This is a genomic window from Clostridium lentum, from assembly GCF_014287815.1.
GTDB classification, from domain to species: domain Bacteria; phylum Bacillota; class Clostridia; order Clostridiales; family Clostridiaceae; genus Clostridium; species Clostridium lentum.
In genome coordinates this window covers 107,457-122,402 of the sequence record NZ_JACOOQ010000005.1, presented here as the reverse complement: position 1 = coordinate 122,402, position 14,946 = coordinate 107,457, and the positions used below count along the sequence as shown (strand labels likewise).

The window sequence follows — 14,946 nt, the reverse complement described above, 5'->3', positions numbered from 1 at the left end:
TATATTATTAGTATATACCTATTTCTATAACATGTCAATACTTATCTTAATTTTCTCTTTTTTTATACACATATTTAAATATATTGTTTTTATCAAAAAATAAGTACTTGCCAAAAGCAAGTACTTAAGTAAATTTTAATTCATTAAAGCCATTACCATTTCTTCTATATCAAAAACTTCATTCGTTTCAAAAAGTTCTGCTAAAGCTTCTATATTTTCTTCTAAATGTTCAATATCTTTAGAGTATGTATGAGCTATATCTACCATGTCTTCATCAGTGAACTCATTATTTTCTATATATCTCACCACTGCTAATTCCCTTATCATCATATAACTTATAATGGCAGTCTTTATTTTAGCCAATGCATCATAATCAAAGACAGCTTTCATAAAGTATCTAAAGACAAAGTAAACTAAGATATTTTCAAATTTATATATTTTATCTTCATAATACTCTACAAATTGCTTATGTTTTAATATGTATAATTCCTCATCTTCATCAGCTTGCCAAAAATATCTTAAGGCATCATTAAGACCTAAGGGATCATTGGGTGTTATATGCTTTAAATCTCTAAAGACATTGAAGTACTCCTGTATATTATCGTATTTTATACCTTCATTATCTTTGTATTCTTCCAATTTTTCTAACAGTTCTTCTAGAAAGAACTTATCTGAATACTTTTCTCTTACATACTTTATTTCCTTAATTTCACTTTCATCTATTTTTTCTTGAATTTCATCAACAAATAAAAGTGCCAAAGCAACTCTTTTTCTTAAATCAATATCCCTGTCCTGTAGCATATCCATAACTATATTTCTGCTTTGAAGTAATTCTATAAAAAGCTGTGCGTTTATATCATTATATGAACTCACTACTTCTTCATTTTCACTTAATTCAAAGGTTACTTTTTTATCATTATTAAGCATTATTCTAGCTGCTTCCGGACACGAAAGTGATATTCCTATTTCTCTTAGAGAACCAAACTCTTCTGTATATCTAGGGTATTGCTGACATGTATAACACAGGTTTTCTTCACCAATATTTATATATATATCACAAGTCTTTTCTTTATTTAAAAATGGACAATTATTTCCTTTAAGTACAAATATATTTTCTCCTGCTTCATGAACTATTTCACTTCTTAGTCTTTCTCCAAATTTACCTTGCACATTTTTATAACGGTCATATGTAACATCATCTATTACTATTCCCCATCCTGCACAGCATGTATCTTCACATTTTGATGCTATACATTTAAAATCCTTAAAGTATTCTGGGACTCTAATTTTCATTTCTTATTCCTCATTTATAATTTAATTATTTATTTTCACTTTTATATTCATTATAGAAGTTTATTAATATTTCATACTCTTCATCTGATAAGAATTTACTTTCATGTTTTTCATTAATTTCCACATCAGTAAAATTCAAAAATCTTACCTTATTCTTATATAATTCAATTAATCCTAATCTTACATTGTTATTTTCACTCATTTTTATTTCTCCTTTTCTTCTTATATTTTAAATCTTGCCATACCATATACAAATTCATTTGTTGCATTTAGTAGATCAGCATTAATCAATATAATATCACATTCTTGGCAAATATCATATAAAATACTTTCAATAAATGAATTTCTTACTACTACTTCCTTAGGTCTAACATATTTGCATGATACATCCAGTAAATATTTTATCCAATAAATTCAACTTTACTAACTTCATCAATATAAGTAATTTCAGATAAAATATCATTAATATCTACTTCATCATCTACATTGAGCTTTAAGATTATTTTTGCTTTATCTATGGACACTTTTCTTGTTTCTATTGAAACAATGCAAACTCCTGCAATTTTTAAACCATTTCTTACTTTTTCCATAGATACAGCTGTATCACCTGTTAATTCAACTTCAATAAAAACATAAGAATTTCTCTTTATTGACATTATTTTTTTTAATCTAAATATATCAGTTAAAAAAATGTATGATACTACAGTTATTATAACCGCTCCTAAGTATACACCTGATCCTACCGCTAGCCCTATACATGCTGCAAGACATATTGAAGCAGCAGTAGTTAAACCCTTTACACTTCGTTTATCCTTAAGTATCGTACCTGCACCAAGAAAGCCTATGCCTGATATATATTGTCCTGCCAATCTAAATACATCATTATTTCCTCCATTAATACGATAATATTCAAGGGAGGTTATTTGAATTAAAAGCCCAACCATACCTACAAGTACATGGGTTCTTATTCCTACAACCATACCTTTCTTTTCTCGATTATATCCAATTGCTCCTACAAGCACTACACAAAGAAAAGTCTTAAAAATAATTTCTAAAACTACCTTTATACTTACACTTTCTATGATTTCTTTTAACATCTTTCTTCCCCCCTTTTTTTCTTAAGTTTTTCATTTTATATTCTTATTATATGGAGATGCTATTTATAATATAAACCAAAAGGAGTAGATTTTTTTCTACTCCTTTCCCTATCTATCCATTTTATTATTTTCAAGTATTAAAATTTAACCATATCTATATAAATTTAATTACCATCTCCTTTTCAGTAGATTAGATAATTGGATCATCTCCCTCTGGGCTGCTTCATAGTTCTTTATATAACTATGGTGCCAAGAAACTCCTGTTTCTTTACGGACAATATTAATGTTTGAGCATTCCTCCTTTCCCTTAGTCTTCATAAAAGACTCTATATCATTCGATATTATCATCGCCAAGCATCCCTCCCTTTTCACACATATATGGTTAAATGTTTATAGACAAAAAGGAGTCGCAAAACATCTTTTGTGACTCCTTTTTCTTATCTATATTAACATTATACTACTATAAATACTCATTGTAAATATTTCCCATATTATTTTATTAAATTTTTTCACTTTCATGCTTAAAACTTTTTTCTCTTTTATAGTAAGTATAAGCTAGTGGAATTACTGCTGCAAACCAAGCAACAGGATCTGCCAAACATATTCCCATAAATTCTAAAACCTTAGGTAATGTAAAGGCTACAATAGCTCTAGCAACAAGTTCATAAACTCCAGCCATCATTGGAATAAATGAATCTCCTATTCCTTGCAGTGCATTTCTATAAACAAATATTAACCCTAATGGAATAAAGAAAATTGCTGAAATATTTAAAACCTGTTGTGCATAAGATAATATCTCTGCATCTGGATTGCTAACAAACATCATTACAAAGTATTTTCCTAAGAAAATAAGTATTATAGCTGAAATCACGCTTGTAATTATAGATATTTGTACACATTTCTTAACTCCTTCTTTAATACGATCATATCTTTTTGCTCCTATATTTTGTCCACAATAAGTTGCCATTGTTACACCTAAAGTAGTAGCTGGTTGCATAACTAATTGTAATACTTTTGAAGAAGCTGCATAAGAAGCTATTACTGTAGAACCAAATATATTTATAGCACTTTGTACTGTCATTATTCCTATAGATGTTATCGAAAACTGTAGAGCCATAGGTATACCTACTTTTAAATGTTTTCTGTAATATTTTTTCTTAACTTTAAAATCATCTTTTTTAAGCCTTAATATTTTATATCTTTTATATGTATAAATTACACATAAAATCGCTGAAACCCCTTGAGATATTACTGTAGCATAAGCAGCTCCTGCAACTCCCATTTTGAAGTTTATAATAAGAACTAAATCTAAAATTATATTAAGTACTGAAGATACTATAAGGAAATATAAAGGCGTTTTACTATCACCTAGAGCTCTTAATATAGCTGCCATCATATTGTAGAATATAATAGCTATATTTCCTGCATATAAAATAATTATGTATGTTGAGGCATCCTTCATTATATTTGAAGGTGTATTCATAAGAGTTAATAGAGGCTTTGCCGAAAGTACGCTTATAAAAGTAACAAGTATAGTTGCTATTATTGATAAAATAATTGAACTAGCAACAGCTTCCTTAACTCCTACTTCATCTTTAGCACCATACTTTTGCGAAATAAGCACTGCAAATCCACTTGTAAGCCCCATTACAAATCCATTTACCAAAAATACCATAGAACTTGTTGTCCCTACTGCTGCTAATGCTTCAACTCCTATAAATCTTCCAACAATTATAGTATCAACCATACTATAAAACTGCTGAAATATATTTCCTATTAAAAGTGGAATTGAAAATAGCAATATCAGCTTCACTGGATTTCCAGTTGTCATATCATTTGTCATTTACCCATCTCCTTTTTATTTTTTCACCAGCATATATAATAACATACTTTACATAAATCTATTAATTATTTTTATCAATTCTTTTTAATTATTTTTTCACTGTCATTAAAAGTTATTACATTTACTTTCATTTTTTTCTCTATTATATATTTATTTTATAAAAGCCATTAATAATAAAGTTAAATAAAATAAATCCGTAAACTAACAAAGCAATACACCTTGCTAAAATCTACGGACCATAAAAAAACAGTTTTCCCCAAGAATAGCGAACAAAATAAACTTTTTACTATTATTTACATTTATAATATACTCTTTACCTTTAATATTGTCAATATAATTTTAAATAAAAAGGAACATCTTCACCAAAAGAAAATGTTCCCAAATATTACTCTACGCTACTCTTCTATTATTAATTTCTTCTATTATTCCCCAGGCAATTGAAAACCATAAATTAATGCCAAAGATAGCACCAAAACTTCCATATAAATATAATTTTTTAAAGAAATCACCAGCAAAGCCATTAAACATAATGTGTATTTCTTTAGGTTCCATTATTGCTATCTGCTCCATAGTTATTTGCTTTATATTTACAGCTTTTAAAAGTTTACTAGTGTTATTAAATGTAACATTTAAAACTGCTTCAATAGCTCTACAGATAACATCATCTTTTGTATCCTCTTTTATAAAGCTGAATCCGTCATTAATTATTTCTTCACAGATTAGATTGATTATTTCCTTATTAACTTCATTAAAACTTTTACTATTAAAAGCAGCTTCAATATATTCTTCTACACATTCTTTAGAATACTCTTCATCAATAATAGCATTAAAGGATACTCTTTTAACTACATCTTCATAAAATTCATTTGCTATTTTTTCAATAAGCGTTGCAAACTCTTCATTATTAACAACTATATTCAATATTGCTTCAGTACACTCTACTACATCTTTTCTTTCTAATGCTAGCATTACTTTATTTATGGATGTTTCTTTAATAGACTGTATAAACCCTTCATCTATTATTTCATCTAAGCACTTAACAATAGCCTCTAGATTTTTTACTAAATTATCATTACTTAACTTTATAATATTATTTAACTCTCTATTAAATTTGTAACAGATATCTTTTAAAGAATCTAAATCTAGTATCAATAGAAACTCTTTAAGATTTTCACTTAATATTATGTTGATAGACTCATCAATAACCTCTTCAATCTCTTCTTTTATATAGATAGATTTATTAAGGCTTATATAAATGCTATCTAATATTTTACTACAATTTATTTCTTTTGCCTTAAGCTGTAAACTCTTTATTGGTGTAGGATAAATAGAATATGATAATGTACTTTGAACTAATGATGTAATTTCTAAGTATTTATTATCTAAAAATATTGGTACTTTAATATCTATTATTGTATCTATACACCTATTTACTATATCATCTCCGCCAAACATTACATAAGCTCCTCTTTCAAGGAAATTAAGCCCTGAGGTAATTTCCCCCCTTACCTTTTCACTAAATTTACTTTTATTAGCTTTTAAATAACTTTCACCTTTGCTAATAATATATCTACTTAGCTTAGGTATATTACTATCAATATATTCTGCTATCTTTCCAGCAAATACATTTCCAATGGTATTATCACCATTAATTTCTTTTTCTAAAAATTCTGAAACTCCCTTTTCAAGATAATTCTTGCTTTCATTGAATATCAATAACATAGATTTATCTTTAATATATTTTCTTAAACTCTCAATTTTTTCACTAGAGATAAGCCCACTTAAATTGTTATTAATTATAGTTTGATATTTATCTTCGCCTTTAAATATCATCTTTTGAATCTTTTCTTCATTTAATATACTTTTACCATTATTTAACAAAACTTTTTTTAAGCTATTATTAATATCTTCTCTTATTTTAATAAGTTGTTCTTCTTTGATAAATTCTTTGCATTTTTTATCAGATTTCATTTTATTAGCCAAATAATCTGCTGTTTTCTCTGAAAAAATTACTGTTAACTTTCTAGCATCAAGGACAATTTTAGATATATACCTTGACTTTAAAATTTTCCCAACATTTATACTTCCTATACCTTCCACTGATTTATATGCTATTTTCTTTTTATTATTTTCTATATTTTTTTTCATTCCATCGTATAAATAATCTACTATAATCTCTTTCTTTTCTCTTATAGCATCCATGATTACTTTGTAATTACTTTCTGATATACTGCTAATAAGATATCCCTTAAACATATCTTTTTTAGAGGTTAATAGCATTTTTACTCTCTCACCGTTTAACAGTTCTTCATCAATAACATGACCTATTCCTCTTGCCATTATATCCTTATGTGCTGGAATATATCCTAAAGAAAACTTCCTTAAAAATGGTATTTTAGCTAAAAACTTATTTCTTTTATATGGATAAAATAACATTTTTAAAGCTATAACATTAGTGCCTACACCTATCATTGCCATGATAATGCAAGATATTATTGTAGAAGCCACACTCCCTGAAAATCCACTTATAGAGGTTGTTCCATAAAACAACCCATAAATTCCTCCAACAACAATCCCTAAAATGCCCCCAAATACTGATAATGGCTTAAGTTCATTTCCCATAAATGATTGAGCAAGCTCACATATTTCATCTTCATTAAACTTTATCAAATTATCATAAATGATATTCTTTATATTGCCATCAAGAATTTCTTCAATATTATTATCTATATAATTGTATAACTTTTCCTTTGAAACCAATATTAATTTATCTTTATTACATATATCCTCTATAAATTCATCTAAAGTATTTTCAGAATATCTTGTTATCATTTCTTCTTCAAGAGTTAATATTAAATTAATCATTGAACTTCCTAATAATTCCTTTTCGTTCTCTGCTATCTTTATCAGATCTATCTCTCTAACCTTGCTTATTATTATTCTATTTATAGGTTCTAGTATCTCTCTCTTGCTATCCTTTAGCAGATGTAATAATGACCTATTAGCTTTCTCTGATAACTTTGTAAATTCCTTTTCTGATAAAAGATTTTTCACAGGCATATTTATTGTTTCATTAATTTTATCATTAATAATATTAACTACTCTTAGCTGTAAGAAACTTAATATTTCTTTTCGTTCATTACAAATCAATAAAATAAGCTGCTCTTTCACCTTTATTTTTAATAAACCAATGTTCTCTTCATTAATGAGAGAACTAATTTTTTTAGAGAATACTGCTTCAACTAATAGGCTTAATATTTTTTCACCATGAATATTAATCTTTTCCATAATAAGCTTACTTAGTGCCATTATTTTACTTTCAGATATAATATTTGCTTCTTCAAGCTTACCTATTATATCTTTCACCTTATTACTCTTTAAATAAGTTATTATCTCTTGTGATATCTTCTTTACTGATTCTTCGTTCATTTCATATTTATCTATATAAGAAATAATCTTATCTACCACACTGGCTTTTTCTGAGATATCACTAAAAAGACTCTCCCTAACTTTTTGCACTATTATCCTTTTAATACTACCATCCATTCCTTCAATGGATTCATCTATAGATTCTTCAATAATTTCATTAACTTCATTCTTATTAAATCTAATCCACTGTGATATGCTTGGTATAACTTTAATGGTAATTTCCTCGATAAATCTTGAAAGGTTAATAGCTGATTCTTCTGGCAATAATTCGTATAATGTAAAATCTAATTCTTTTGCTATTTTTATTATTTCATTTAAAATATTCTTTAAGCTATCAGTACCTTTATCTGAATTTATAAAGGTGCATCCCTTAGCAAATAAAGCTGAAGATATTTGTTTTTTTTCTACTGGAGAAAAATAATCATTTAATGTGTTAGAAGCTATTGTCTTAAATAAACTATTGATTATTTCATCTATATCAATGGCTTCATATATCTTTCCCAGTATATTTAAAAGTTTTTCTTCATCATCAAATATATTTTCTAATGAATTTATAATAAGTTCTTCTATGATAGATTCTATCTTTATTTTCACATCTTCATTAATTATATCTTTTAATATCAAATTATTATTTTGATGATAAATATCCTTTAATAATATAGAAACTTTATCATCAGACTTTATGTATTTTAAAATTTCTTCATAAACAATATCTGTTATATAAACTATATGCTTTGCTGATAAAATTTCTGTTATTTCTATATTATCTACTATATTTTTTAATAGTTTATCTGATATAAGTTTCATTTTAGCTTCTGTAAACTCCATGATGCTTTCTTTACTTTCTTCAAAATATGAAATATCTTTTATTTTCACATCATTAAATGCTTCTTTAAGGCCGCTATTCCAAAACTCTTCTACAGTTACATCTAACTGTTTCTTAAACTCTTCACCATGTATATGTTCTTTTAATGTCTTTCCATTAATAATATCTTTTTCTACTAGAGTACTTATTTCATCTATAAATTTTTCTTTATTTTTCTTAACTACTCCTCCCAGCTTTAATGGAGTGTATTCCTTAAAAAGCATATTTACAGCATATTTATTGGTAATATATCCTGCCACTCCTCCTGAAATACTTTGGAGTATTAAAAGTAATGGATTTATCAATGTTTTTCTCTCCTTTTATTACTGTTAATTACTATATTATACTACAAAGAAAATTTATCCACAAAATTATTATCCATTTTCCATTTTATGGTATAATATTTATATACTTTATTTTATTTTGCGAGGTGAATTATGGATAAAATTAAATTTAATAGTTTAAGTGAAGTTAAAAAAGTAAATTATATTTTAGAATTAAATAAAAAAATCAGCTTAAATGAAATAAGCACTCTTTTAGGCATAAAGAAAAGTTCCATTAAATCTCTAATGGGAAAATATGATTACACCTTCAATGGAAAAAACTTTTTAAAGCATAAAGAAGTATTGAAATCTCCCAAAACTTCTATGGCCCAACCCTCTTCCCCTGCTGATAGGCTATATGCCTTAGAAATGAGAATATTTGAGCTGGAAACAATAACTAGAAACATTAATTGCGATTTGCAAAATCATAAGCAAAATCATCAAAATAATAACCCTACACTACCAACTACTTCCTCATCACAGAAAAAAATAGTTTTAAAAGATTCTATAATCGATACCTTAAATATTTTTTTAAAAAAGCATCCTGACTTAAGTGAAGATGATGTAATAAATAAAGCAATTTCAGAGTATATAGAAAACTATCATAGGTTAGTTATCTATAATAAAAAAACTATCTGAATTTAATTTTTCCATATAATAAAACAATTTGAACCTGCATAAAAAATCATGCAGGTTCAAAATTATTAATTACTTTTAGCTATATTTGTTAATCATTTCATTTTTTAAATTCCAAAGTTCTGATGATAAATCTACATAATACTCTTGTGGATTAGTAAACCTCTTTTGCTCATCCCATAAACTGTTTACACTTTCTATACAATAAGCTTTAATATCTAACACTGCTGGGCTTTCATAAACACATTCTCCATTTATAAATACAGGAACTTGAAGCTTTTTAGCATAGAAATTATCTACAAGCTTCTTCTTCCAAGTATGTACAGGATCAAATATTTCATATTCTCTGCTGTCATCTATAACTTCATCTGCTAAAGTAATAACATCTGCAATTGCCTTATTACTTTCCTTATCAAACAATCTCCATACTTGTTTATAACCAGGATTAGTTACCTTTTCTACATTTTCTGAAAGTTTAATTCTTGGTACTATTTCACCATTTTCCTCTACAGCCATCAGCTTATAAACTCCACCAAATACCGGTTCTGATTTGGCTGTAATCAGTCTTTCACCTACACCATAAATATCTATCTTAGCATCTTGGCTTACAAGATCTCTGATGATAAATTCATCTAAGCTATTAGAAGCTAGTATCTTACAATCTCTTAATCCATTTTCATCAAGCATTTTTCTCGCTTTCTTCGATAAATATGATAAATCTCCACTATCAAGTCTTATACCTTTTAGTCTTTTACCCATTGGTTCTAATATTTCTTTAGCTATCCTTATAGCATTAGGAATTCCTGACTTAAGAACGCTGTATGTATCAACAAGAAGTATACAGTTATCTGGATAAGTCTTTGCATAAGCTTCAAATGCTTTATATTCATCACCAAAGAACTGTATCCATGAGTGAGCCATTGTACCCACTATATCTACCCCAAAATCTTTTCCTGTTATGGTAGTTGCTGTTGCACTCACTCCTCCTATTATAGCCGCTCTAGCTCCTAATATAGCTGCATCTGCCCCTTGACCTCTTCTTGCTCCAAGATCCATTACCACTCTGCCATTAGCTGCTGTAACAACTCTATTGGCTTTAGTAGCTATAAGACTTTGATGATTGATTGATAATAATAGCATTGTTTCAATAAATTGTGCTTCCATTACCTTTGCTCTCACTGTAACAAGTGGCTCATTAGGAAATACTACAGTTCCTTCTGGAATTGCATAAATATCTCCACTAAACTTGAAATCTCTTAAGTATTTCAAAAACTCTTCATTAAATATATTCTTTTGTCTTAAATATTCAATATCAGAATCTGAAAAGCTTAAGTTTTTAATATACTCTATAAACTGTTGTAAACCTGCTACAATTGAAAAACTTGCTCCATCAGGATTTTTTCTAAAGAACATATCACAATATACCACTGAATCAGCATATCCATTTTCATAATATCCATTAGACATTGTCAGTTCGTAGAAATCCACTAACATACTTAAATTTCTTTCGTTTTTTAAATCCATACTCTCCATCCTTTTTCCTTATAATAAAAGGAAAATTCACCTCCATCAGCAGATAATATTGCTAACTTTTATTTATATTAACATATTATTATTATTTACATAATTAGTCAATGTCTAAATAGATTTATTTTTTTAACATTTTTAATAAACAAAAAATCCTTAGACATACTCTGCCCTAAGGATTCTATTTTTTAATATTCCTACGTAAAAAAGCATCATTATGCATCTTTACACTAGTTTGACAATATTTGTGTATCATTAATATATCCAAGATAGCTATGTGCTGCTTTTTTTATTTTATACTGCATAACTTGTATTGGATAATGGATGCTTGCGAATATATAGCTTCCTCTTTTTATCATATTCTTCTTTCGATATCATATCTTTTCTTGAATCATGAATTGTATAATCATATCCTTTGTTATTCACGTCATACCATTTTAATACTTCTCTAAAACTCTTACCATCTCTTTGGCTTTTAAGAAAGATACCACTACCCCTTCCTATATTATCTAGTGTCCATGTATTGCACCTTATTTCATTTAACATTGTCTTATTATAAGGGAACTGAACATATGCATGGGTATTGTTCATATACATTCTACAGATGGTGGTATCATCATCAAACTTTACTAACAAAATATCATTTCTCAATCTCTCTTCTCTTATACCTATTTTAAAATAATCATTTTTTAAACATAAAAATTTAAAGTCTTTTATTTTCTTTTCCTGCCCCATAATAAATCCCCCTTATAACATATATTTATGCAGGAAAGAAATTTTGTTTATATTTTTTGTAACTATTTTTAAAATTTATATGATTATACTAATTAATAGTTAAATTTATAAAAAAGAACAGATATTGCTCTGTTCTTCAAAAATATTATTTATTCATTTTTTCATATACTTTGTCTATTATAGCTTTTCTTTCTTCACCTATAACACTGATTAACTTAGATGGCATAAAACCATTTTTATATACTCTATCCTCATTTCTCTCTATCATAGCCATGATAGTTTCTTCAAATTTTTCTTCAGTTATCATATCTTCTAAATAAGTATCTACTAAATCTTTTATTTTTGAAGCTAATTCTTTTGGATTTCTATATACTGCTCTCATGCTTTTCTCCTTAAACATAAAGTAAAATTTATTAAACATAATGATTTTACTTTAAATTTCAAGTTATTGCAATAAAAAATATTTACTTTACTTTCTCATGGCCTGTATGCTTTAATATATTTTACTATTTTTAATCTTTTCTTCATTATGAAGAATTATTGCCACAAAATGCTGCTATTGTACCCTCAATTACTACGATGGTACATTATTTAAAACTTCCAATAACTTTTTATAATAAATATAGTTTAAATGATCTATATAGCCTTCCATACTCTCTAAATACATATTTTCTTTAATAAATGCTGCAACAAAATGCATTTCTTCCTTTTCTTTTAAATTAACCTTGCTTCTTACTGATGATTTAGGTAAATTTTTATCAATTGTATTTTCAATAATACTCTTATTATTAAATTCTAAACAAATTTGCTCTTTTAATTCATCTTTTTCAGGAGCAATTTTAAATTTATTACAATCAATTTTATATTCATTTTTCATAAAGTTATAAAAGCTTTTTATCTTCCATATGGATTTAAGCCACTTATTCTCTACATACTTTTCAATGTTCCGTAACTCACTGATGAAAATATTCTTTTTACTTTCTTCCATTTCATCCTTCTTAAATATATTTATCTGCCTATAAAACCATTTGATTATTTTTTCCTCTTCCATAGATAGTCCTTCAAATTGATAAATAGGTATGTAATAACTCTCATTGACTATTTCATAATATAATATATTACTATGGTATTTACTCTCTAATATATTATGATACGACTTTAAATTCTCTTTCCATTTCTCAAGCCTTAAATCCCATTTAAAATCTATTGCTTCTAAACACTGTACAAATTCCTCATTAAGAACTTGTTTATTATATAAGCTTCTTTGTAGAGCGCACCATTTATAAAGTCTCTCATTTACTTTATCTTTAGGTACTTCTATATGACCATTTACTTCATAGAATTTCACTAGATAATTAAAATTATCATACCAATTATAAGTAATCTTTTTTTCAATATTTCTAAATTTACTTATGACATCTTCATGTTCTTCATATAAGGCAAAATTAATTCGCTCTTCACATAACCCCAATGAAGCTCTGTATTTATTATTTTCCTCTGCACTTTTCATTAAATCACGTTTAAAATTAATCAATTCTAGATTATCAATATTATCTACAAAATCAAATATTATTGGATGATTATCAACATTTTCAGAAGTGAGGCATCTTCCTAACTGCTGATAATACACAACTGGTGATCTGGTATTTCTAAGCATCATTATGCCACTGATATTCTTTAAATGAAGCCCTTCATTTAACTTACTTATAGCAAATAGTAGCTTTATTTCATGCTGATTATTATCTTCCTGAAAATCATTTATTGTATTTTTTACATTATTACTTTGAGATGTTATAGTATAACTTTTAATATTTTTACAAATAGGAAAAGCCTTTTTAAACCAATCATTTACCTTTGGTATCATTTTTATTAAATGAAAATTATTTTCACAAAATACGATAAACTTAATGTTATGTCCATAAGGCAAATGCTTTTTTATTATGTTTGGAATATTATTTTCCTTTTGCCATATCTTTTTATACTCTTCAAGCTCTTTTATATATCTTTTTTTATCTTCTTTAGTGATGATTTCTTCTTCCATTTGTTCCATACGTTTTTTTATCTCTTTATCAAGATTATAAATTGCTGAAACATAAACTGGATTAGGCAATACTTTTCTTACAATGGCATCTGAAAGACTAAGTGGCGTAACACAATTACCCTGTAGAAGCTCTTCAATCATATCCCTATTATTATCTAAAAACCTTATAGGTGTAGCTGAAAACCCTACAATAGAAGTTTCTTTATTTTTATCTATTATTTTCTTTACAGCTTTTCCCCAAGTTTCTGCACCAGCTCTATGCAATTCATCTAATAATATCAACTCTACATTAATATCATTTAACTTACCACTTCTATCCATAGCTGCTAACTTGCTATATGTATAAAACTTGCAACTTTTAACACACCATGGAGCTATATTTTTTAATTGCATGATAATTTCCTTACTTGGTGCTATGAGAATAGATTTTCTATCTAAATAGTCAAATAACATTTGCAGTATAATAAAACTTTTTCCTGTTCCTGTTGCATTAGAAACAGCAACTCTTTTTTCATTTTCTAATATAGCCTTAACTTCCTTATATGTATATCTATTATGAGGCTTTAAATCTGGCAAAAGTATGTCCCTATTTTGCTCCTCACTATAGTTATCTATTAAAACTTGTAGGAATTTAAAATCCTCTAAAGACATATTAGTCTTATTAAATAGCCTTATATTTTCTATATATCCATTAAGCGATATTATCATAAACTGTCTACAGTTATATTCTTTGCTAGCTTTTTTCTCAAACTTTTTAAGTTCAGCAATAATATCACTATTATTCAATGGATTAAGATAGTTCTTAGCCTGTACAATCCAAACTATCTTATTAGGATTGCTAGGATAAGATAAAAGTATATCTGCTCCACCATCAAAAGCTCCACCTTTTATGGTAGCTATAAAACCATTTCCCTGAAAAAGCATGGCCAAAAACTCCTCAAAAAGCTTTCCTTTAATATATTTATCTGTTATCTCTAACATCAATTTTATTTTACTATATTCTTTATTTATAATTAATTCTTTTAATTGATCCAATAATTCTTTCATCATTACTCTCTAATCTATTGTTATTTTTCTCATACTAAATAAATTCTATCAAATAGATATAGAAAAAGAAACTCAAATCTTTGAGTTTCTTTTTAATGGTTAATTTTAAA

General features: G+C 26.9%; 11 protein-coding genes. 1 reads left to right on the top strand and 10 read right to left on the bottom strand.

Going from position 1 to position 14,946, the window contains the following annotated elements; translation table 11 throughout:
- Positions 1 to 135: 135 nt before the first annotated feature.
- The 6 genes from fliB to H8R92_RS04620 form a co-directional block, all read right to left on the bottom strand.
- Complete coding sequence (fliB, locus tag H8R92_RS04640) at positions 136 to 1,293, bottom strand: flagellin lysine-N-methylase (protein WP_022211369.1); 1,158 nt, start codon at positions 1,291 to 1,293, stop codon at positions 136 to 138.
- A gap of 25 nt (positions 1,294 to 1,318) precedes the next feature.
- Positions 1,319 to 1,495: a hypothetical protein gene (locus H8R92_RS04635; protein WP_022166739.1), complete on the bottom strand. Its 177-nt coding sequence runs from the start codon at positions 1,493 to 1,495 to the stop codon at positions 1,319 to 1,321.
- Between the two features lie 20 nt (positions 1,496 to 1,515).
- Positions 1,516 to 1,686, bottom strand: a complete 171-nt coding sequence (locus H8R92_RS13575; protein ID WP_374047289.1) for a DUF6930 domain-containing protein — start codon at positions 1,684 to 1,686, stop codon at positions 1,516 to 1,518.
- 8 nt (positions 1,687 to 1,694) lie between these two features.
- The gene (locus H8R92_RS04630; protein ID WP_022211368.1) at positions 1,695 to 2,390 is read right to left on the bottom strand and encodes an MgtC/SapB family protein; all 696 of its coding nucleotides are present in this window, start codon (positions 2,388 to 2,390) and stop codon (positions 1,695 to 1,697) included.
- 499 nt (positions 2,391 to 2,889) lie between these two features.
- On the bottom strand, positions 2,890 to 4,233 hold the full coding sequence (locus H8R92_RS04625) for an MATE family efflux transporter (protein ID WP_022211367.1): 1,344 nt from the start codon (positions 4,231 to 4,233) through the stop codon (positions 2,890 to 2,892).
- A 390-nt stretch (positions 4,234 to 4,623) separates the two neighbouring features.
- Positions 4,624 to 8,832, bottom strand: a complete 4,209-nt coding sequence (locus H8R92_RS04620; protein WP_022211366.1) for a DUF445 family protein — start codon at positions 8,830 to 8,832, stop codon at positions 4,624 to 4,626.
- Positions 8,833 to 8,964: 132 nt separating this feature from the next.
- Here H8R92_RS04620 and H8R92_RS04615 point away from each other — a divergent pair, with 132 nt between their 5' ends.
- Positions 8,965 to 9,489, top strand: coding sequence for a hypothetical protein (locus H8R92_RS04615; RefSeq protein WP_022211365.1), 525 nt, complete (start codon positions 8,965 to 8,967; stop codon positions 9,487 to 9,489).
- A 75-nt stretch (positions 9,490 to 9,564) separates the two neighbouring features.
- Here H8R92_RS04615 and H8R92_RS04610 read toward each other — a convergent pair whose 3' ends face one another.
- The 4 genes from H8R92_RS04610 to H8R92_RS04595 form a co-directional block, all read right to left on the bottom strand.
- Positions 9,565 to 11,019, bottom strand: a complete 1,455-nt coding sequence (locus tag H8R92_RS04610) for a nicotinate phosphoribosyltransferase (protein WP_186834826.1) — start codon at positions 11,017 to 11,019, stop codon at positions 9,565 to 9,567.
- 288 nt (positions 11,020 to 11,307) lie between these two features.
- On the bottom strand, positions 11,308 to 11,748 hold the full coding sequence (locus H8R92_RS04605; protein WP_022211363.1) for a hypothetical protein: 441 nt from the start codon (positions 11,746 to 11,748) through the stop codon (positions 11,308 to 11,310).
- A gap of 145 nt (positions 11,749 to 11,893) precedes the next feature.
- Positions 11,894 to 12,130, bottom strand: a complete 237-nt coding sequence (locus tag H8R92_RS04600; RefSeq protein ID WP_022211362.1) for a TIGR04540 family protein — start codon at positions 12,128 to 12,130, stop codon at positions 11,894 to 11,896.
- Positions 12,131 to 12,322: 192 nt separating this feature from the next.
- Positions 12,323 to 14,839, bottom strand: coding sequence for a Helicase associated domain protein (locus H8R92_RS04595; RefSeq protein ID WP_186834825.1), 2,517 nt, complete (start codon positions 14,837 to 14,839; stop codon positions 12,323 to 12,325).
- Positions 14,840 to 14,946 lie beyond the last annotated feature (107 nt).